The 20,111-nt window shown below is 51.8% G+C and carries 18 protein-coding genes and 1 riboswitch; of the genes, 11 read left to right on the forward strand and 7 right to left on the reverse strand.

Annotated elements, in window-relative coordinates:
• Positions 1-9: 9 nt before the first annotated feature.
• Complete coding sequence (locus ACJHX4_RS11775) at positions 10-957, reverse strand: sugar-binding transcriptional regulator (RefSeq protein ID WP_000431664.1); 948 nt, start codon at positions 955-957, stop codon at positions 10-12.
• Between the two features lie 347 nt (positions 958-1,304).
• On the opposite strand from ACJHX4_RS11775, the gene rluF reads away from it, so the two are divergent.
• On the forward strand, positions 1,305-2,177 hold the full coding sequence (gene rluF / locus ACJHX4_RS11780; RefSeq protein ID WP_000936388.1) for a 23S rRNA pseudouridine(2604) synthase RluF: 873 nt from the start codon (positions 1,305-1,307) through the stop codon (positions 2,175-2,177).
• On the opposite strand, the gene ACJHX4_RS11785 is transcribed toward rluF, so the two are convergent.
• A complete protein-coding gene (locus ACJHX4_RS11785) occupies positions 2,178-2,450 on the reverse strand; it encodes a DUF3811 domain-containing protein (RefSeq protein ID WP_001207638.1) in 273 nt (90 codons plus the stop codon). It lies immediately after the preceding gene.
• 252 nt (positions 2,451-2,702) lie between these two features.
• Positions 2,703-4,052, reverse strand: coding sequence for a lysine-sensitive aspartokinase 3 (gene lysC, locus ACJHX4_RS11790; RefSeq protein ID WP_001290321.1), 1,350 nt, complete (start codon positions 4,050-4,052; stop codon positions 2,703-2,705).
• A 91-nt stretch (positions 4,053-4,143) separates the two neighbouring features.
• A riboswitch (Lysine riboswitch) is annotated at positions 4,144-4,340 on the reverse strand.
• Between the two features lie 236 nt (positions 4,341-4,576).
• Between lysC and pgi the strand changes: the two genes are divergently transcribed.
• From pgi to ACJHX4_RS11815, 5 genes are all read left to right on the forward strand, one after another.
• Positions 4,577-6,226, forward strand: coding sequence for a glucose-6-phosphate isomerase (pgi, locus tag ACJHX4_RS11795; RefSeq protein ID WP_000789981.1), 1,650 nt, complete (start codon positions 4,577-4,579; stop codon positions 6,224-6,226).
• Between the two features lie 497 nt (positions 6,227-6,723).
• The gene (gene yjbE, locus ACJHX4_RS11800) at positions 6,724-6,966 is read left to right on the forward strand and encodes an exopolysaccharide production protein YjbE (RefSeq protein WP_000757333.1); all 243 of its coding nucleotides are present in this window, start codon (positions 6,724-6,726) and stop codon (positions 6,964-6,966) included.
• Between the two features lie 114 nt (positions 6,967-7,080).
• Positions 7,081-7,719 (forward strand): YjbF family lipoprotein, encoded by a 639-nt coding sequence (locus ACJHX4_RS11805; protein ID WP_001296632.1) that lies wholly within the window; start codon positions 7,081-7,083, stop codon positions 7,717-7,719.
• Complete coding sequence (locus tag ACJHX4_RS11810; protein ID WP_000595518.1) at positions 7,716-8,453, forward strand: capsule biosynthesis GfcC family protein; 738 nt, start codon at positions 7,716-7,718, stop codon at positions 8,451-8,453. The genes ACJHX4_RS11805 and ACJHX4_RS11810 overlap by 4 nt, the downstream gene beginning before the upstream one ends.
• The gene (locus tag ACJHX4_RS11815; RefSeq protein ID WP_000745756.1) at positions 8,453-10,549 is read left to right on the forward strand and encodes a YjbH domain-containing protein; all 2,097 of its coding nucleotides are present in this window, start codon (positions 8,453-8,455) and stop codon (positions 10,547-10,549) included. Before ACJHX4_RS11810 ends, ACJHX4_RS11815 begins: the two co-directional genes overlap by 1 nt.
• Before the next feature lie 46 nt (positions 10,550-10,595).
• On the opposite strand, the gene ACJHX4_RS11820 is transcribed toward ACJHX4_RS11815, so the two are convergent.
• Entirely contained in the window at positions 10,596-10,874 is a 279-nt protein-coding gene (locus tag ACJHX4_RS11820; protein WP_001295279.1) for a periplasmic protein, read from the reverse strand.
• Between the two features lie 214 nt (positions 10,875-11,088).
• Here ACJHX4_RS11820 and psiE point away from each other — a divergent pair, with 214 nt between their 5' ends.
• A complete protein-coding gene (gene psiE / locus ACJHX4_RS11825) occupies positions 11,089-11,499 on the forward strand; it encodes a phosphate-starvation-inducible protein PsiE (RefSeq protein WP_000202902.1) in 411 nt (136 codons plus the stop codon).
• A gap of 93 nt (positions 11,500-11,592) precedes the next feature.
• Here psiE and malG read toward each other — a convergent pair whose 3' ends face one another.
• The 3 genes from malG to malE form a co-directional block, all read right to left on the reverse strand.
• Positions 11,593-12,483, reverse strand: a complete 891-nt coding sequence (gene malG, locus ACJHX4_RS11830) for a maltose ABC transporter permease MalG (protein ID WP_001252058.1) — start codon at positions 12,481-12,483, stop codon at positions 11,593-11,595.
• A gap of 14 nt (positions 12,484-12,497) precedes the next feature.
• Positions 12,498-14,042: a maltose ABC transporter permease MalF gene (malF, locus tag ACJHX4_RS11835; RefSeq protein ID WP_001296633.1), complete on the reverse strand. Its 1,545-nt coding sequence runs from the start codon at positions 14,040-14,042 to the stop codon at positions 12,498-12,500.
• 153 nt (positions 14,043-14,195) lie between these two features.
• Entirely contained in the window at positions 14,196-15,386 is a 1,191-nt protein-coding gene (malE, locus tag ACJHX4_RS11840) for a maltose/maltodextrin ABC transporter substrate-binding protein MalE (RefSeq protein WP_000695401.1), read from the reverse strand.
• 364 nt (positions 15,387-15,750) lie between these two features.
• On the opposite strand from malE, the gene malK reads away from it, so the two are divergent.
• The 4 genes from malK to ubiC all read left to right on the forward strand — a co-directional run bounded on the left by malK (position 15,751) and on the right by ubiC (position 20,107).
• Positions 15,751-16,866: a maltose/maltodextrin ABC transporter ATP-binding protein MalK gene (gene malK / locus ACJHX4_RS11845; protein ID WP_000179165.1), complete on the forward strand. Its 1,116-nt coding sequence runs from the start codon at positions 15,751-15,753 to the stop codon at positions 16,864-16,866.
• Positions 16,867-16,937: 71 nt separating this feature from the next.
• Positions 16,938-18,278 carry a maltoporin LamB gene (gene lamB, locus ACJHX4_RS11850; protein WP_000973666.1) on the forward strand — a complete coding sequence of 447 codons (1,341 nt, stop codon included), beginning with the start codon at positions 16,938-16,940 and terminating at the stop codon, positions 18,276-18,278.
• Between the two features lie 232 nt (positions 18,279-18,510).
• Positions 18,511-19,431 (forward strand): maltose operon protein MalM, encoded by a 921-nt coding sequence (gene malM, locus ACJHX4_RS11855; RefSeq protein WP_001296635.1) that lies wholly within the window; start codon positions 18,511-18,513, stop codon positions 19,429-19,431.
• 178 nt (positions 19,432-19,609) lie between these two features.
• Positions 19,610-20,107 (forward strand): chorismate lyase, encoded by a 498-nt coding sequence (gene ubiC, locus ACJHX4_RS11860; RefSeq protein WP_000019227.1) that lies wholly within the window; start codon positions 19,610-19,612, stop codon positions 20,105-20,107.
• The last annotated feature ends 4 nt before the right edge of the window (positions 20,108-20,111 follow it).

Consider the following 20,111-nt stretch of genomic DNA (forward strand, 5'->3'; position numbering starts at 1 on the left):
GGAAGATTTTTATTTCAGTAATAGTTCAGCTGTGCTGCTATTCGTTACCAGACAATTAATATATTTTCCACGCAGTGCACCAACAATTCCGCTGTATTTTTCTTCGCTCATGGCAATGCCAATGGAATACCGTGCCTGCTTTAATTTATTCATTTCGATAGAGAGTGTTTTTTCGCTCATATTCGTTTCAACCATTGCGCCGTGAATATCAAAAAAGCGCGAGCAAATATCGCCAGCAACCTGGCGGGCATTCAGGTCGTCACTCTCTTCACCACCATAAAACGCATGCCAGTTAGCGCCGTCGCGAATGGCCGGTGAGCCAATTCCCACCAGGGCGACATCCAGATTATCCCAGTAGGCAGAGATGGTTTTAAAGTGCTGAGACTGCATGATCCCATTACGAATTAATGGGTTATCCAGCAGAGCCGGAAAATCCGCGAGATGCGATTCCCCTTTCAGCTTCGCTGCCGCGCTGTAGGTTAATGTGTTTACGTGATAGCGGCTTTCGAGTTTACCGGACGGGCCGCCAATAATCGGCACGCAAATTAACTGCCGCGATTGCCCCGCCTGCGGCAAGTTTTCAACCAGTGCGCTCACCGCGCGACCCCAGGAAAAACCAACAATATCACCAGGTTCCAGCAAGCGATCCAGCAGTTGCGCGCCGTGTAACCCCATCATCGCCAGTTGAGTATCTTCATCCTCATCATTTCCTGACACCACCACAACGTCTTTCAGGCCAAACTTTTGCTTCACTTGCTGCTCCAGCCAGAGATTTTCGTTGTAGTCATAGTTGATGGCGATGGTGACAATTCCCTGATCGCGGCCTCGTTTAAGCAAGCGGCTGATGGTGGTGCGGTAAATACCCAGTTCGCGCGCAATTTGCGCCTGCGTCATATCCTGTTCGTAATAGAGTTGGGCAATCTTCACAATCAAACGGATATCGTCACTGTTTTCCATTGCCGCCTCCTGGTTCTGCACATTTGTGCAAATACGCTTTCTCACCGCTTGATCTGATATAACCCCATCATGATGGCCTTTCAAAGCGATTTTTCACTCTTTGCATGGGGGGAAATAGCGCTTTCTCTTGCACATTTGTTTCTCTGCGTAGTAGTCATCAGCACAGGTGTGCAGCGATTCGTAATTTGTTGATTATCCTTATTTTGCCAGGCAAATTTGCATCGTACTTCCGGAGACACTTTTGTGATAAAAGGCGTGGCAGATCACATTTAATTTCGACGTTGCCGCATAACCCTGTTTTTCCCCGCTAAGAGGTACGGTATATTCCGCGTTTTACAGGAGAATTTATGCTGCCCGACTCATCAGTCCGTTTAAATAAATACATCAGCGAAAGCGGAATTTGCTCACGCCGCGAAGCGGATCGCTATATCGAGCAAGGCAATGTGTTCCTTAATGGCAAGCGAGCCACCATTGGCGATCAGGTGAAATCCGGCGACGTTGTGAAAGTAAACGGTCAGTTGATTGAGCCTCGGGAAGCCGAAGATTTGGTACTTATCGCCCTGAACAAGCCCGTAGGCATTGTCAGCACCACCGAAGATGGCGAGCGCGATAACATTGTCGATTTCGTTAACCACAGCAAACGCGTGTTCCCGATTGGCCGCCTGGATAAAGATTCCCAGGGGCTGATTTTCCTCACCAATCACGGCGATCTAGTGAATAAGATCCTCCGTGCGGGTAACGATCATGAGAAAGAGTATCTGGTGACGGTTGATAAACCGATTACCGATGAATTTATTCGTGGTATGGGGGCGGGAGTGCCGATCCTCGGGACGGTAACTAAAAAGTGCAAAGTCAAAAAAGAAGCACCGTTTGTCTTCCGCATTACCCTGGTGCAGGGGCTGAACCGTCAGATTCGTCGCATGTGCGAGCACTTTGGTTACGAAGTGAAAAAGCTGGAACGTACGCGCATTATGAACGTCAGCTTAAGCGGCATTCCGCTGGGTGAGTGGCGCGATTTAACCGACGATGAGTTAATCGATCTCTTTAAGCTCATTGAAAATTCCTCTTCCGAGGCAAAACCTAAAGCGAAGGCCAAACCGAAAACGGTAGGCATCAAACGTCCAGTCGTTAAGATGGAAAAAACGGCGGAAAAAGGCGGTCGCCCGGCGTCCAACGGTAAGCGTTTTACCTCGCCGGGGCGCAAAAAGAAGGGGCGTTAATCAGCGCCTGCCGCGCGTCGACGTATTTGCTGACCAGCTAAATGACGCCTCAGGATCCGGTTTATAAGCCTGCTTTTTCTTCAATTGGCGGGCTTTTTTCGCTTCAGCCTCACGCTCGACCATTAATTTATCGATGTACTCTTTCTTAATGCTGTTGGTTTCGGAGTTGGTCAGTACGCGACCATGCGCAATCCGCGCCCGATCCAGCAGTGTTTTAAGTTCACGCTGCTCGCGTTCAGTCATCTCTTTTTGGGTAATACGGGGGAGTGCCATGATGGTGCCCTCAGTGAGCCAGAGAGTTCAGTGTACGGGAATTCGTTTGCGAGCAGAACTGATAATATTCATTTTGCCTTCTCTTAACTATTTATCTCTTTCGATAATTAGTTAGAGATGCGGATAAAAAATTAAAGGCAATTATTCTCCGATAAAGACGCTGGTTAACAGAGTACAGGCTCGTTTATTTATGGGCATAATGACAAGAAAAACAATACGGCCCGAAATAATGTCTTCCGGGCCATACTGTGTTTACTCAAACAAATTAAAATGTAGCTTCTGCACCACCTGCTCGGCATCTTCGCCGGGCACCAGGAAGCACAGGTTATGGCTGGATGCGCCGTAACAAATCATGCGAATGTTGAACGGTTCCAGTACGCCGAATACCTCTTTGCCAACGCCGCAGGCTTTTGACAGGTCATTGCCAATCAACGCGACCAGCGCCAGACCCTCTTCCACTTCCACCCGGCACAGTGCGGAAAGCTCCATCAGCAGGGATTGCGTCAGCAACGTATCGCCAGTGGAGGTTGAACCGGTGGTATCAAGGGTTAATGCCACGCTCACTTCTGATGTGGTGATTAAGTCTACCGAAATATTATGCCGCGCGAGGATGCCGAAAACTTCCGCGAGGAAACCGCGAGAATGCAGCATATTCAGGCTGTGCAAAGTGAGCAGAGTCTGATTGCGACGAAGCGCCAGCGCGCGGAACAGCGGCGGATTTTCAGTTTTATTGCACACCAGCGTACCACCTGCGCGTGGGTCTTTGCTGGAGCCGACAAAGACCGGGATATCGCTGCGTACTGCGGGTAGCAACGTTGCCGGATGCAGTACTTTTGCACCAAAAGTTGCCATCTCTGCCGCTTCGGCAAACGCGATTTCATCAATGCGTTTTGCTGCAGAAACCACGCGTGGATCGGTGGTGTAGATGCCCGGGACGTCGGTCCAGATATCAACACGAGATGCGTGTAAAGCCTCCGCCAGCAAGGCTGCCGTATAATCGCTGCCTCCACGGCCAAGCGTCGTTGTACGACCTTTATTTTCGCTGCCGATAAATCCCTGGGTGATCACTAAGCCTTCATTGAGGCGTGGGAGCAGCTGCAGCGCGGCCAGTTCCGCCAGCGCGGCTACATCTGGCTCTGCACGACCAAATCGGTCGTTGGTACGCATCACTTTACGTACATCAAACCACTGTGCCTGAACATCGCGTTCGCGCAGGATCTCGACAAACAGCAGGGTCGACATCAGCTCGCCGTGGCTGACCAGTTCATCTGTCAGGGCCGGAGACGTTGCCAGCGCCGCCGCTTCTGCCAGAACGGTAATGTTCTCCAGCAGGCGTTCAATCTCTTCACGGATAACGTTCGGGTAACGCAGACGTTCCAGAATGGCAAACTGGATATTGCGGATTGCGTCGAGTTTTTCGAATCGCTCGCCAGGTTCCAGTCCTTCAGCTAAAGCGACCAGTAGATTAGTGATACCAGCAGAAGCCGAGAGGACAACTAAACGTACGTTGGCATCAGAAAGCACAATATCAGCGCTGCGGTTCATGGCGTCAAAATCAGCTACGCTGGTACCGCCAAATTTGGAGACAACAATTTCAGACATAACTACCTCGTGTCAGGGGATCCATTTTCAGCCTTGGCACAAGGGAAGAGCGGAAGACGGGTGGGCGCAGAGCGATACTTCGCTACTATTTTCACCCAGAAGTGCTCCACCACTTGCGAAACGCCCGACTGCGAACGCTTCTGGTGACAACCCAGGGGATTCAGCCCCTGTAGCCGATGATGAACGTAGCCAGCCGTTCAATCACCTCGGCGATGCACCCCCTCAGGTGTTATCACAGGACTGGCTCCTCCAACACCGTTACTTGGGCAACGCGCCTCTTCTGGCCTGCGCTAGCGCAGGTAGTACATTTATAAATAAAGGGTGAGCGGGGCGGTTGTCAACGGTGGGGTCATGCGGATTTTTCATCCACACCTGGCGGTCAGTAGTTCAGCTAATAAATGCTTCGCTGCGCTAAGGGTTTACACTCAACATTACGCTAACGGCACTAAAACCATCACATTTTTCTGTGACTGGCGCTACAATCTTCCAAAGTCACAATTCTCAAAATCAGAAGAGTATTGCTAATGAAAAACATCAATCCAACGCAGACCGCTGCCTGGCAGGCACTACAGAAACACTTCGATGAAATGAAAGACGTTACGATCGCCGATCTTTTTGCTAAAGACGGCGATCGTTTTTCTAAGTTCTCCGCAACCTTCGACGATCAGATGCTGGTGGATTACTCCAAAAACCGCATCACTGAAGAGACGCTGGCGAAATTACAAGATCTGGCGAAAGAGTGCGATCTGGCGGGCGCGATTAAGTCGATGTTCTCTGGCGAGAAGATCAACCGCACTGAAAACCGCGCCGTACTGCACGTAGCGCTGCGTAACCGTAGCAATACCCCGATTCTGGTTGATGGCAAAGATGTTATGCCGGAAGTCAACGCGGTGCTGGAGAAGATGAAAACCTTCTCGGAAGCGATTATTTCCGGTGAGTGGAAAGGCTATACCGGCAAGGCAATCACTGACGTAGTGAACATCGGGATCGGCGGTTCTGACCTCGGCCCGTACATGGTGACTGAAGCACTGCGTCCATACAAAAACCACCTGAACATGCACTTTGTTTCTAACGTCGATGGGACTCACATCGCGGAAGTGCTGAAAAAAGTAAACCCGGAAACCACGCTGTTCCTGGTAGCATCTAAAACCTTCACCACTCAGGAAACCATGACCAACGCCCATAGCGCGCGTGACTGGTTCCTGAAAGCGGCAGGTGATGAGAAGCACGTTGCGAAACACTTTGCGGCGCTTTCCACCAACGCCAAAGCCGTTGGCGAGTTTGGTATTGATACTGCCAACATGTTCGAATTCTGGGACTGGGTCGGCGGTCGTTATTCTTTGTGGTCAGCGATTGGCCTGTCGATTGTTCTCTCCATCGGCTTTGATAACTTCGTTGAACTGCTTTCTGGCGCACACGCGATGGACAAGCATTTCTCCACCACGCCTGCCGAGAAAAACCTGCCTGTACTGCTGGCGCTGATTGGCATCTGGTACAACAATTTCTTTGGCGCGGAAACTGAAGCGATTCTGCCGTATGACCAGTATATGCACCGTTTCGCGGCGTACTTCCAGCAGGGCAATATGGAATCCAACGGTAAGTATGTTGACCGTAACGGTAAGGTTGTGGATTACCAGACTGGCCCGATTATCTGGGGTGAACCTGGCACGAACGGTCAGCACGCGTTCTATCAGCTGATCCACCAGGGAACCAAAATGGTACCGTGCGATTTCATCGCTCCGGCTATCACCCATAACCCGCTCTCTGATCATCACCAGAAACTGCTGTCTAACTTCTTTGCTCAGACCGAAGCGCTGGCGTTTGGTAAATCCCGCGAAGTGGTTGAGCAGGAATATCGCGATCAGGGTAAAGATCCGGCAACGCTTGACTACGTGGTGCCGTTCAAAGTGTTCGAAGGTAACCGCCCGACCAACTCCATCCTGCTGCGTGAAATCACTCCGTTCAGCCTGGGGGCGTTGATTGCGCTGTATGAGCACAAAATCTTTACTCAGGGCGTGATCCTGAACATCTTCACCTTCGACCAATGGGGCGTGGAGCTGGGTAAACAACTGGCGAACCGTATTCTGCCAGAGCTGAAAGATGACAAAGAAATCAGCAGCCACGATAGCTCGACCAATGGTCTGATTAACCGCTATAAAGCGTGGCGCGGTTAATCATTGTCGATATGTAGGCCGGATAAGGCGTTCACGCCGCATCCGGCAACCGATGCCTGATGCGACGCGGTCGCGTCTTATCAGGCCTACAGGTCGATGCCGATATGTACATCGTATTCGGCAATTAATACATAGTACGATTGATTAAATAGCCTTAAAAACAATGCCGACTATAAGTCGGCATTGTTTTATCAGATAAATCCTCTTGTCTGTCATTTAACGAAAATCATACCGTGAGGTTAATCCTAAAATAAATTTTTAATCGTGGTTTATTTCGGAAAATACGCAGAGTAATTACTTTTTATTTTATTTTAACTTCATGATTTTTAATCTTATTTATATATAAGTCAAAGCTTATATTTGATATTCATTCCAATTGTCCTAAAACTCCATCACTAATTCCCCGCGCCGTAATTCGCATGCTTTAGTTGTGTATACTCGATCCCGCCCGAAATGTTTTGGGTAAATCTCCATTCATTCAATGAAGGGAAATTGTTATGAAAAAAGTTCTGTATGGCATTTTTGCCATATCTGCGCTTGCGGCGACTTCTGCGTGGGCTGCACCTGTACAGGTGGGCGAAGCGGCAGGATCGGCAGCAACGTCGGTTTCGGCGGGTAGTTCCTCCGCGACCAGCGTCAGCACCGTAAGCTCGGCGGTGGGTGTCGCGCTCGCGGCAACCGGTGGCGGTGATGGTTCTAATACCGGGACCACCACAACCACGACCACCAGTACCCAGTAATAAAGTATGTATCCCCAAAATAATTCGAGTCATCGCATCTGAAGCTTGAAGTATGAAGGGGATTAACCATAACCACACTCCGGTGTGGTTATTCTGCCCCTCTGGAGAAGAGTCGTGAAGCGACCAGCACTCATTCTTATCTGCCTGCTATTACAGGCCTGTTCAGCCACGACTAAAGAGCTGGGCAATTCACTGTGGGACAGTCTGTTCGGTACGCCAGGCGTACAGCTGACGGACGATGATATTCAAAATATGCCCTACGCCAGCCAGTACATGCAGCTTAATGGCGGGCCGCAGTTATTTGTGGTGCTGGCCTTCGCTGAAGACGGACAACAAAAATGGGTCACTCAGGATCAGGCCACCCTTGTCACACAACATGGTCGTCTGGTGAAGACTTTGCTTGGCGGCGACAACCTGATTGAAGTGAATAACCTTGCCGCCGACCCGCTGATTAAACCCGCACAAATTGTTGATGGTGCAACCTGGACGCGCACGATGGGCTGGACCGAGTACCAGCAGGTACGCTACGCCACCGCACGCTCAGTCTTCAAATGGGATGGCACCGATACCGTCAAAGTCGGCAGCGATGAAACCCCGGTTCGCGTGCTGGACGAAGAAGTCTCCACCGACCAGGCGCGCTGGCATAACCGCTACTGGATCGACAGCGAAGGGCAAATTCGCCAGTCGGAACAGTATCTCGGCGCGGATTACTTCCCGGTGAAAACCACCCTCATCAAGGCGGCAAAACAATGATTAAACAAACTATTGTCGCATTGATTTTGAGTGTGGGGGCGTCATCGGTCTTCGCGGCGGGAACCGTCAAGGTATTCAGCAATGGCAGCAGTGATGCCAAAACGCTGACGGGTGCAGAGCATTTAATCGATCTGGTAGGCCAACCGCGGCTGGCAAACAGCTGGTGGCCTGGTGCGGTGATTAGCGAAGAGCTGGCCACGGCGGCAGCATTGCGTCAGCAGCAGGCGTTGATGACACGGATGGCAGAACTGGCCGCAGACTCCAGCGCCGACGATGCCGCCGCAATTAACGCCTTACGCCAGCAAATTCAGGCGTTGAAAGTGACGGGCAGGCAAAAAATCAATCTTGATCCTGATATCGTCCGCGTTGCCGAACGCGGTAACCCGCCGTTGCAGGGCAACTACACGCTGTGGGTCGGACCGCCGCCGTCCACGGTCACGTTGTTCGGGCTTATCAGTCGTCCTGGCAAGCAGTCATTCACTCCAGGTCGCGACGTGGCGAGCTATCTCTCTGACCAGAGCCTGCTCAGCGGTGCGGATCGCAGCTACGCGTGGGTGGTTTACCCGGACGGACGCACGCAAAAAGCGCCGGTGGCTTACTGGAACAAGCGTCACGTAGAGCCGATGCCCGGCAGCATTATTTATGTTGGCCTCGCGGACTCCGTCTGGAGTGAGACACCTGATGCCCTTAACGCCGACATTCTTCAGACTCTGACGCAGCGGATACCCCAATAATGAAAAAAAGACATCTGCTTAGCTTACTGGCGCTGGGTATTAGCACAGCTTGCTACGGCGAAACATATCCTGCGCCCATTGGTCCGTCGCAATCGGATTTCGGTGGCGTAGGATTATTACAAACGCCCACCGCGCGCATGGCGCGGGAAGGGGAGCTGAGCCTGAACTATCGCGATAACGATCAGTACCGTTATTACTCAGCTTCAGTGCAACTCTTCCCGTGGCTGGAAACAACGCTGCGCTACACCGACGTGCGCACCCGGCAGTACAGCAGCGTCGAAGCGTTCTCTGGCGATCAAACGTATAAAGATAAAGCCTTCGATCTCAAACTGCGTTTGTGGGAAGAGAGTTATTGGCTGCCGCAAGTGGCGGTTGGTGCGCGGGATATCGGCGGTACGGGGCTGTTTGATGCGGAATATCTTGTTGCCAGCAAAGCCTGGGGGCCGTTCGATTTTACACTCGGCCTGGGCTGGGGATATCTGGGCACCAGCGGTAACGTGAAAAATCCGCTCTGTTCAGCCAGTGATAAATATTGCTATCGCGATAACAGCTACAAACAGGCGGGATCTATCGACGGCAGCCAGATGTTCCACGGCCCGGCCTCACTGTTTGGCGGCGTGGAATACCAGACGCCCTGGCAACCGCTGCGTCTGAAACTGGAGTATGAAGGCAATAATTATCAGCAGGATTTTGCCGGAAAGCTGGAGCAAAAAAGTAAGTTTAACGTCGGGGCGATTTATCGCGTTACCGATTGGGCCGACGTTAACCTTAGCTATGAACGTGGCAACACTTTTATGTTTGGCGTCACGCTGCGCACCAACTTTAACGATCTGCGCCCGTCTTACAACGATAACGCCCGCCCGCAATATCAACCGCAGCCGCAGGATGCCATTTTGCAGCATTCGGTGGTGGCGAATCAGTTAACGCTGTTGAAATACAATGCCGGACTTGCCGATCCGCAGATCCAGGCGAAAGGCGATACGCTGTATGTTACCGGCGAGCAGGTGAAATATCGTGATCCGCGCGAAGGGATCATCCGTGCTAATCGGATCGTGATGAACGATCTGCCGGATGGGATAAAAACGATCCGCATTACGGAAAATCGCCTTAATATGCCACAGGTGACGACGGAAACCGATGTCGCCAGCCTGAAAAATCATCTCGCCGGAGAGCCGTTGGGCCACGAAACGAAGCTGGCGCAAAAACGCGTCGAGCCAGTGGTTCCGAAGTCCACCGAGCAGGGCTGGTATATCGACAAATCACGCTTTGATTTCCATATCGATCCGGTGCTGAACCAGTCGATCGGTGGCCCGGAAAACTTTTACATGTATCAGCTGGGCGTGATGGGAACGGCGGATTTGTGGCTGACGGACCATCTGCTGACCACTGGCAGCCTGTTTGCTAACCTTGCCAACAACTACGACAAGTTTAACTACACCAATCCACCGCAGGACTCGCACTTACCGCGCGTGCGTACCCATGTGCGCGAGTATGTGCAGAATGATGTCTATGTGAATAACCTGCAAGCCAACTACTTCCAGCATCTGGGCAACGGCTTCTACGGTCAGGTCTACGGAGGTTATCTCGAAACCATGTTTGGCGGCGTGGGGGCAGAAGTGTTGTATCGCCCGCTGGATAGCAACTGGGCGTTTGGTCTGGATGCCAACTACGTTAAACAGCGCGACTGGCGTAGCGCAAAAGATATGATGAAATTCACCGATTACAGCGTGAAAACCGGACATCTGACCGCGTACTGGACGCCATCTTTCGCCCAGGACGTGTTAGTGAAAGCGAGCGTCGGGCAGTATCTGGCTGGGGATAAAGGCGGCACGCTGGAGATCGCTAAACGCTTTGACAGCGGCGTGGTGGTTGGCGGCTATGCCACGATCACGAATGTTTCGAAAGAGGAGTACGGCGAAGGGGACTTCACCAAAGGCGTGTATGTCTCTGTACCGCTGGATCTCTTCTCGTCTGGCCCGACACGCAGCCGTGCGGCGATTGGCTGGACGCCGCTGACGCGTGACGGTGGTCAGCAACTTGGGCGTAAGTTCCAGTTGTATGACATGACCAGCGACCGTAGCGTCAATTTCCGCTAAGTCATGGGAAAGGTGCCAGGTTTCGCACTCACTGGCACCTTTATTCTTAATGGCCTGTCGAGCCATCAGGAACGCAGTTCACCCCCGGTTTGCGATCTGGTGTGTAAAGGCGAAAACATTCTGTCTTCCTGTCCGTCGATATCGGTTGCAGGTCTGGTTGCCTGAGCGACTGGGCCATCATTGGGCTGGAGACATTGCTTTGCGGTAGGTCGGCTTTATCAGCAGTACCGAGCGGACCAGCATAAGCAGGAAGAACAGAGACTGATAACATCAAAGCAGCAAAATAAGGCTTCATTTTTACCACCTTTATCAGGTTACGTTTCATTTGTTCCAGAGGAACATTGTCGATTTTTCGCGCATTGCTGGTGGCTGGGAATCACCTGAATGGGTGATTTTTTTGGGCTGTGTGTTTTGCCAGATGAGACATTGATGGGAGATGCCCACTTAATTGAGCTGAACAAAACATACACAAAAAATATAGATCTCCGTCACATTTTTGCGTTATACAGGAAGCTCGCCACTGTGAAGGAGGTACTGCTATGACGTCACTCTCTCGTCCGCGCGTGGAGTTTATCTCCACCATTTTGCAGACCGTACTCAATCTTGGCCTGTTGTGCCTCGGCCTGATTTTGGTTGTCTTCCTCGGCAAAGAAACGGTGCATCTGGCTGATGTGCTGTTCGCGCCAGAACAAACCAGTAAATATGAGCTGGTAGAAGGTCTGGTGGTTTACTTTCTCTATTTCGAATTTATCGCGCTGATTGTGAAGTACTTTCAGTCCGGTTTTCACTTCCCGCTACGTTACTTTGTCTATATTGGGATCACTGCCATTGTGCGCTTGATCATCGTCGATCATAAATCGCCACTGGATGTGTTGATCTACTCGGCAGCGATCCTGTTACTGGTGATCACCCTGTGGTTGTGTAATTCGAAACGGCTGAAGCGGGAGTAAAAAAAGGCGCTCCGTGGAGCGCCGAATAACAGTCACAAGTTGGGATAACGTAAGTTGAGGGTGCAGCGGCATAACATTGGCAGAACAACATCTTTAACCTTTCACACCACCTGCCGTCAGGCCGTTGACCAGCCAGCGTTGAGCCAGCAAGAAGACGATGGTGATCGGTAATGCAGACATCACGGCAGCGGCGGCAAAGTCACCCCACAGGTAGTTTTGCGGGTTGAGGTATTGCTGCATCCCCACGGCCAGGGTGTAGCTGTTTACGTCACGCAGTAATAGCGACGCGACCGGAACTTCAGTAATGGCAGCGATAAACGACAGGATGAACACAACCGCCAGAATCGGTACTGACAGCGGCAACAGGACAAGGCGGAAGGCCTGCCACGGTGTCGCACCATCCAGCGCCGCCGCTTCTTCCAGCGAACTGTCGATGGTTTCGAAATAACCTTTGATGGTCCAGACATGCAGCGCAATCCCGCCCAGATACGCGAAAATTACGCCGCCGTGAGTATTCAGGCCAATGAATGGAATGTACTCACCCAGACGATCAAACAACGCATACAACGCGACCAGTGAAAGTACTGCCGGGAACATCTGGAAAATCAGCATTCCTTTCAGCAGCGTCGCTTTGCCTGGAAAGCGCATACGGGCGAAAGCGTAGGCGCAGGTGGTGGAGAGCGCCACAATGCCAATCGCGGAAATCCCGGCGACCTTTACCGAGTTCCACAGCCACAGCAGTACCGGGAATGGCGGTGGCGTAATGCGACCATCAGCCTGTTCCACGCTAAAACCTAACGCCAGTTTCCAGTGATCCCAGGAGATTTGCTCCGGGATCAGACTACCGGTCGCGAAGTTCCCCTGACGCAGCGAGATGGCGACGACCATCAGCAGCGGGAACATAATTGCCGCGATAAAAAGTAGCAGTAGCAGGTGAGTAATAAACAAACGTGCTTTTTGCGATTTCGGTTGGACCATTGCCATTTTTGTTATCTCCCTTAATCAAACTTCATTCGCGTGGCTTTCAGGTTCACTATCGCCAGCGCGCCCACCAGCAGGAAGATCAGCGTGGCAATTGCTGCTGCCAGACCGAAGTCCTGACCCCCGCCGCCTTCAAAAGCGATACGGTAGGTGTAGTTAACAAGCAGGTCGGTATAACCGGCTGGCGTGGTCGTGCCAAGACGATCCGGGCCGCCGTTGGTTAACAGTTGAATCAGCACGAAGTTGTTAAAGTTAAAGGCGAAGCTGGCGATCATCAGCGGCGTCAGCGGTTTAATCAGCAGCGGCAGCGTAATCTTAAAGAAGTTCTGGAATGGACCTGCGCCATCCATTGCTGAGGCTTCATACAAATCGTCCGGAATCGCTTTCAGCAAGCCCATGCAGAGGATCATCATGTACGGATAACCCAGCCAGGTGTTGACGATAATCAGCATCGTGCGGGCGGTGGTCGGATCGCTGAACCAGGCGGGCTTCACGCCAAACAGCGCGCTCAACATCATGTTGATTTCACCAAAACTCTGGTTAAACAACCCTTTGAAAATCAAGATTGAAATGAACGATGGCACCGCGTAGGGCAGAATCAGCAGGACGCGATAGACCGCTTTGCCGCGCAACGCTTCCCACTGCACCAGACACGCCAGAACCATGCCGACCGCCACCGTTAAAAAGACAGTGATCAGCGAGAACACCACGGTCCAGACGAAAATGGCGAGGAACGGTTTCTGAATGCCTTCGTCGGTAAAGACGCGGGTAAAGTTTTTCCAGCCGGTGGTCACGGTGTAACCGGGGCTTAGCTTTTCATCACCCCAGTTACCGTCGGCAGTGATGGACTGGTAAAAACCAATCTGGTCGTTTGGACGATATTTTACGCCACTCTGATTATTGGTCAGCGTGCCGTCACCGTCGAGTGTGTAGAGCGGCTGCGTGCCAGAAAACTGGCGCAGGGAGCTCATCATCACTTTGTTGCCATCCGGCAGAATGGCGGTAATGTCACTCAGTGCCTGACGATTCTGGGTAATTACGCGCAGATTCGCGCGTTCGCCTTCGGGCTGGGCGGTCGTTTCTTTCAGTTGCAGTTTTTGCTCGCCGCCAAATTTAAAAGCGTCGGAGAGGTAATTTTTGCCGGTTTCGCCGTCGCTGAGCGCCAGTTGCCACTCATCGCCCGCCGGATAAAGACCAAAATTATAGATTTTGCCTGCTTGCCAGGAGCGATCTAGCAACACTTCCTGCGCACGTTCAAAAGTCAGCTGGTTAGTGCTGCTGTAGTTGGTGAAGGCAATGGCGATGGTGCAGACCAGAGGGAAGAGGACGAATAATCCCATTCCAGCCATTCCCGGGTAAACATAGCGCCAGGCGTAGGCTTTACGATTGGCGAAAATATACAGCCCCGCTGAGCTCAATATCAGCGTGGTAATGGCGAACAGGTATTCCCCTTGTGCGTACATTAAAACAACAAGGTAACCCACCAGCAGGCCGAGCAGACCTAACACTGACCATTTCAGCGCGTCGCTTTGCCACCAATGTTTCTTTTTAATGACATCCATGGGGTTCTTCCTCATTCCAGGACGGATAAGGCTTTCATACCTTATCCGACAACAACTGCCTGATGCGACGCTGACGCGTCTTATCAGGCCTACATACGTTTCAATTTCGTAGGCCGGATAAGGCGTTCACGCCGCATCCGGCATTTCACAGCATTACTTGGTGATACGAGTCTGTGCATCTTTCAGCGCAGCATCCACAGTCTGACGACCGCTGGCGGCGTTGATCACCGCAGTACGCACGGCATACCAGAAAGCGGACATCTGCGGGATGTTCGGCATAATTTCACCTTTCTGAGCGTTATCCATGGTGGCGGCAATACGTGGATCTTTCGCAAGTTCATCCTGATAGGACTTCAGCGCTACTGCACCCAGCGGTTTGTCTTTATTGACCGCTTCCAGACCTTCGTCAGTCAGCAGATAGTTTTCGAGGAACTCTTTCGCCAGCTCTTTGTTCGGACTGGCGGCGTTAATACCTGCGCTCAGCACGCCAACGAACGGTTTAGATGGTTGACCTTTGAAGGTCGGCAGTACCGTTACACCATAATTCACTTTACTGGTGTCGATGTTGGACCATGCCCACGGGCCGTTGATAGTCATCGCTGTTTCGCCTTTATTAAAGGCAGCTTCTGCGATGGAGTAATCGGTGTCTGCATTCATGTGTTTGTTTTTAATCAGATCAACCAGGAAGGTCAGACCCGCTTTCGCGCCAGCGTTATCCACGCCTACGTCTTTAATGTCGTACTTGCCGTTTTCGTACTTGAACGCATAACCCCCGTCAGCCGCAATTAGCGGCCAGGTGAAGTATGGTTCTTGCAGGTTGAACATCAGCGCGCTCTTACCTTTCGCTTTCAGTTCTTTATCCAGCGCCGGGATCTCTTCCCAGGTTTTTGGCGGGTTCGGCAGCAGATCTTTGTTATAAATCAGTGATAACGCTTCGACAGCGATCGGGTAAGCAATCAACTTGCCGTTGTAACGTACGGCATCCCAGGTAAACGGATACAGCTTGTCCTGGAACGCTTTGTCCGGGGTGATTTCAGCCAACAGGCCAGATTGAGCATAGCCACCAAAGCGGTCGTGCGCCCAGAAGATAATGTCAGGGCCATCGCCAGTTGCCGCAACCTGAGGGAATTTCTCTTCCAGTTTATCCGGATGCTCAACGGTGACTTTAATTCCGGTATCTGTCTCGAATTTCTTACCGACTTCAGCGAGACCGTTATAGCCTTTATCGCCGTTAATCCAGATTACCAGTTTACCTTCTTCGATTTTGGCGAGAGCCGAGGCGGAAAACATCATCGTCGTTAATGCGGATAATGCGAGGATGCGTGCACCTGTTTTTATTTTCATAATCTATGGTCCTTGTTGGTGAAGTGCTCGTGAAAACACCTAAACGGACTCTAGTTTCTTTATACGGCAACCTCTTTCCATCCTCCTTGCCCCTACGCCCCATCGTTGCTTTGTGTGATCTCTGTTACAGAATTGGCGGTAATGTGGAGATGCGCACATAAAATCGCCACGATTTTTGCAAGCAACATCACGAAATTCCTTACATGACCTCGGTTTAGTTCACAGAAGCCGCGTTCTCATCCTCCCGCCTCCTCCCCCATAAAAAAGCCAGGGGGTGGAGGATTTAAGCCATCTCCTGATGACGCATAGTCAGCCCATCATGAATGTTGCTGTCGATGACAGGTTGTTACAAAGGGAGAAGGGCATGGCGAGCGTACAGCTGCAAAATGTAACGAAAGCCTGGGGCGAGGTCGTGGTATCGAAAGATATCAATCTCGATATCCATGAAGGTGAATTCGTGGTGTTTGTCGGACCGTCTGGCTGCGGTAAATCGACTTTACTGCGCATGATTGCCGGGCTTGAGACGATCACCAGCGGCGACCTGTTCATCGGTGAGAAACGGATGAATGACACTCCGCCTGCAGAACGCGGCGTTGGTATGGTGTTTCAGTCTTACGCGCTCTATCCCCACCTGTCAGTAGCAGAAAACATGTCATTTGGCCTGAAACTGGCTGGCGCGAAAAAAGAAGTGATTAACCAGCGAGTTAACCAGGTTGCGGAAGTGCTGCAACTGGCGCATTTGCTGGATCGCAAACCGAAAGCGCTCTCCGGTGGTCAGCGTCAGCGTGTGGCGATTGGCCGTACGCTGGTGGCCGAGCCAAGCGTATTTTTGCTCGATGAACCGCTCTCCAACCTCGATGCTGCACTGCGTGTGCAAATGCGTATCGAAATCTCCCGTCTGCATAAACGCCTGGGCCGCACAATGATTTACGTCACCCACGATCAGGTCGAAGCGATGACGCTGGCCGACAAAATCGTGGTGCTGGACGCTGGTCGCGTGGCGCAGGTTGGGAAACCGCTGGAGCTGTATCACTATCCGGCAGACCGTTTTGTCGCCGGATTTATCGGTTCGCCAAAGATGAACTTCCTGCCAGTAAAAGTGACCGCCACCGCAATCGATCAAGTGCAGGTGGAGCTGCCGATGCCGAATCGTCAGCAAGTCTGGCTACCGGTCGAAAGCCGTGATGTCCAGGTGGGAGCCAATATGTCGCTGGGTATTCGCCCGGAGCATCTACTGCCGAGTGATATCGCTGACGTCATCCTTGAGGGTGAAGTTCAGGTCGTCGAGCAACTCGGCAACGAAACGCAAATCCATATCCAGATCCCTTCCATTCGTCAAAACCTGGTGTACCGCCAGAACGACGTGGTGTTGGTAGAAGAAGGTGCCACATTCGCTATCGGCCTGCCGCCAGAGCGTTGCCATCTGTTCCGTGAGGATGGCACTGCATGTCGTCGACTGCATAAGGAGCCGGGCGTTTAAGCACCCCACAAAACACACAAAGCCTGTCACAGGTGATGTGAAAAAAGAAAAGCAATGACTCAGGAGATAGAATGATGATTACTCTGCGCAAACTTCCTCTGGCGGTTGCCGTCGCAGCGGGCGTAATGTCTGCTCAGGCAATGGCTGTTGATTTCCACGGCTATGCACGTTCCGGTATTGGCTGGACAGGTAGCGGCGGCGAACAACAGTGTTTCCAGACTACCGGTGCTCAAAGTAAATACCGTCTTGGCAACGAATGTGAAACTTATGCTGAATTAAAATTGGGTCAGGAAGTGTGGAAAGAGGGCGATAAGAGCTTCTATTTCGACACTAACGTGGCCTATTCCGTCGCGCAACAGAATGACTGGGAAGCTACCGATCCGGCTTTCCGTGAAGCAAACGTGCAGGGTAAAAACCTGATCGAATGGCTGCCAGGCTCCACCATCTGGGCAGGTAAGCGCTTCTACCAACGTCATGACGTTCATATGATCGACTTCTACTACTGGGATATTTCTGGTCCTGGTGCCGGTCTGGAAAACATCGATGTTGGCTTCGGTAAACTCTCTCTGGCAGCAACCCGCTCCTCTGAAGCGGGGGGTTCTTCCTCTTTCGCCAGCAACAATATTTATGACTATACCAACGAAACCGCGAACGACGTTTTCGATGTGCGTTTAGCGCAGATGGAAATCAACCCGGGCGGCACATTAGAACTGGGTGTCGACTACGGTCGTGCCAACCTGCGTGATAACTATCGTCTGGTTGATGGCGCATCGAAAGACGGCTGGTTATTCACTGCTGAACATACTCAGAGTGTCCTGAAGGGCTTTAACAAGTTTGTTGTTCAGTACGCTACTGACTCGATGACCTCGCAGGGTAAAGGTCTGTCGCAGGGTTCTGGCGTCGCGTTTGATAACGAAAAATTTGCCTACAATATCAATAACAACGGTCACATGCTGCGTATCCTCGACCACGGTGCGATCTCCATGGGCGACAACTGGGACATGATGTACGTGGGTATGTACCAGGATATCAACTGGGATAACGACAACGGCACCAAGTGGTGGACCGTCGGTATTCGCCCGATGTACAAGTGGACGCCAATCATGAGCACCGTGATGGAAATCGGCTACGACAACGTCGAATCCCAGCGCACCGGCGACAAGAACAATCAGTACAAAATTACCCTCGCACAACAATGGCAGGCTGGCGACAGCATCTGGTCACGCCCGGCTATTCGTGTCTTCGCAACCTACGCCAAGTGGGATGAGAAATGGGGTTATGACTACACCGGTAGCTCTTCAACCAACCCATACTACGGCAAGGCTGTGTCGGCTGATTTCAATGGCGGTAGCTTCGGTCGTGGCGACAGCGACGAGTGGACCTTCGGTGCTCAGATGGAAATCTGGTGGTAATAGCAAAAAACTGGGCCGGATAAGGTGTTTGCACCGCATCCGGCAATCAATGCCTGATGCGACGCTGTTGCGTCTTATCAGGCCTACAACCGCTGCCGAAAGTAGGCCGGATAAGGCGTTTACGCCGCATCCGGCATAAAAACAGCTTTAAGGGGCGAAAGCCCCTCTGATTATCGGGTTTAGCGCGCTATTGCCTGGCTACCGCTGAGCTCCAGATTTTGAGGTGAAAACAATGAAAATGAATAAAAGTCTCATCGCTCTCTGTTTATCAGCAGGGTTGCTGGCAAGCGCACCTGGAATCAGCCTTGCCGATGTTAACTACGTACCGCAAAACACCAGCGACGCGCCAGCCATTCCATCTGCCGCGCTGCAACAACTCACCTGGACACCGGTCGATCAATCTAAAACCCAGACGACTCAACTGTCGACCGGCGGCCAACAACTGAACGTTTCCGGCATCAGTGGTCCGGTTGCTGCGTACAGCGTCCCGGCAAACATTGGTGAACTGACACTGACGCTGACCAGCGAAGTGAACAAACAAACCAGCGTATTTGCGCCGAACGTGCTGATTCTTGATCAGAACATGACCCCATCAGCCTTCTTCCCCAGCAGTTATTTCACCTACCAGGAACCCGGCGTGATGAGTGCAGATCGTCTGGAAGGCGTTATGCGCCTGACACCGGCACTGGGGCAACAGAAACTCTATGTACTGGTCTTCACCACGGAAAAAGATCTCCAGCAGACAACCCAACTGCTCGACCCGGCAAAAGCCTATGCCAAAGGCGTAGGTAACTCGGTGCCGGATATTCCTGACCCGATTGCCCGTCACACCACTGATGGTTTGCTGAAACTGAAAGTGAAAACGAACTCCAGCTCCAGCGTGTTGGTAGGACCACTATTTGGTTCTTCCGCTCCAGCTCCGGTTACGGTAGGTAACACGGCGGCACCAGCTGTGGCTGCACCCGCTCCGGCACCGGTGAAGAAAAGCGAGCCGATGCTCAACGACACGGAAAGTTATTTTAATACCGCGATCAAAAACGCTGTCGCGAAAGGTGATGTTGATAAGGCGTTAAAACTGCTTGATGAAGCTGAACGCCTGGGGTCGACATCTGCCCGTTCCACCTTTATCAGCAGTGTAAAAGGCAAGGGGTAATTACGCTCCACAGTGCTGATTTTGCAACAACTGGTGCGTCTCCTGGCGCACCTTTTTTTCTCCTCCTGTACTATTGTTGCGTTTTTGTTGCGCATTAGTTCACTTAATTTGCTTTACATCTCCCGTAAATATTTTTCTGCGATACAATGCCTTTACGTTATGTAACGGAGAGTTCGGCATGTCACACCCCGCGTTAACGCAACTGCGTGCGCTGCGCTATTTTACAGAGATCCCTGCCCTGGAGCCGCAACTGCTCGACTGGCTGTTGCTGGAAGATTCCATGACAAAACGTTTTGAACAGCAGGGAAAAACGGTGAGCGTGACGATGATCCGCGAAGGGTTTGTCGAGCAGAATGAAATCCCCGAAGAACTGCCACTGCTGCCGAAAGAGTCTCGTTACTGGTTACGTGAAATTTTGTTATGTGCCGATGGTGAACCGTGGCTTGCCGGTCGTACCGTCGTTCCTGTGTCAACGTTAAGCGGGCCGGAGCTGGCGTTACAAAAATTAGGTAAAACGCCGTTAGGACGCTATCTGTTCACATCATCGACATTAACCCGGGACTTTATTGAGATAGGCCGTGATGCCGGACTGTGGGGGCGACGTTCCCGCCTGCGATTAAGCGGTAAACCGCTGTTGCTAACAGAACTGTTTTTACCGGCGTCACCGTTGTACTAAGAGG

The sequence above is a fragment of the Escherichia sp. WS2035 genome (assembly GCF_046487065.1).
Lineage (GTDB): Bacteria > Pseudomonadota > Gammaproteobacteria > Enterobacterales > Enterobacteriaceae > Escherichia > Escherichia coli.

What these genes read in the sequence shown, in the direction of transcription:
- ACJHX4_RS11815 (WP_000745756.1), top strand. Translation starts at nt 8,453, where the DNA reads ATGAAAAAAAGACATCTGCTTAGCTTACTGGCGCTGGGTATTAGCACA.
- psiE (WP_000202902.1), top strand. Translation starts at nt 11,089, where the DNA reads ATGACGTCACTCTCTCGTCCGCGCGTGGAGTTTATCTCCACCATTTTG.
- ubiC (WP_000019227.1), top strand. Translation starts at nt 19,610, where the DNA reads ATGTCACACCCCGCGTTAACGCAACTGCGTGCGCTGCGCTATTTTACA.
- ACJHX4_RS11820 (WP_001295279.1), bottom strand. Translation starts at nt 10,874, where the DNA reads ATGAAACGTAACCTGATAAAGGTGGTAAAAATGAAGCCTTATTTTGCT.
- malM (WP_001296635.1), top strand. Translation starts at nt 18,511, where the DNA reads ATGAAAATGAATAAAAGTCTCATCGCTCTCTGTTTATCAGCAGGGTTG.
- malF (WP_001296633.1), bottom strand. Translation starts at nt 14,042, where the DNA reads ATGGATGTCATTAAAAAGAAACATTGGTGGCAAAGCGACGCGCTGAAA.
- ACJHX4_RS11785 (WP_001207638.1), bottom strand. Translation starts at nt 2,450, where the DNA reads ATGGCACTCCCCCGTATTACCCAAAAAGAGATGACTGAACGCGAGCAG.
- lysC (WP_001290321.1), bottom strand. Translation starts at nt 4,052, where the DNA reads ATGTCTGAAATTGTTGTCTCCAAATTTGGCGGTACCAGCGTAGCTGAT.
- lamB (WP_000973666.1), top strand. Translation starts at nt 16,938, where the DNA reads ATGATGATTACTCTGCGCAAACTTCCTCTGGCGGTTGCCGTCGCAGCG.
- rluF (WP_000936388.1), top strand. Translation starts at nt 1,305, where the DNA reads ATGCTGCCCGACTCATCAGTCCGTTTAAATAAATACATCAGCGAAAGC.
- malG (WP_001252058.1), bottom strand. Translation starts at nt 12,483, where the DNA reads ATGGCAATGGTCCAACCGAAATCGCAAAAAGCACGTTTGTTTATTACT.
- ACJHX4_RS11810 (WP_000595518.1), top strand. Translation starts at nt 7,716, where the DNA reads ATGATTAAACAAACTATTGTCGCATTGATTTTGAGTGTGGGGGCGTCA.
- malK (WP_000179165.1), top strand. Translation starts at nt 15,751, where the DNA reads ATGGCGAGCGTACAGCTGCAAAATGTAACGAAAGCCTGGGGCGAGGTC.
- pgi (WP_000789981.1), top strand. Translation starts at nt 4,577, where the DNA reads ATGAAAAACATCAATCCAACGCAGACCGCTGCCTGGCAGGCACTACAG.
- yjbE (WP_000757333.1), top strand. Translation starts at nt 6,724, where the DNA reads ATGAAAAAAGTTCTGTATGGCATTTTTGCCATATCTGCGCTTGCGGCG.
- ACJHX4_RS11775 (WP_000431664.1), bottom strand. Translation starts at nt 957, where the DNA reads ATGGAAAACAGTGACGATATCCGTTTGATTGTGAAGATTGCCCAACTC.
- malE (WP_000695401.1), bottom strand. Translation starts at nt 15,386, where the DNA reads ATGAAAATAAAAACAGGTGCACGCATCCTCGCATTATCCGCATTAACG.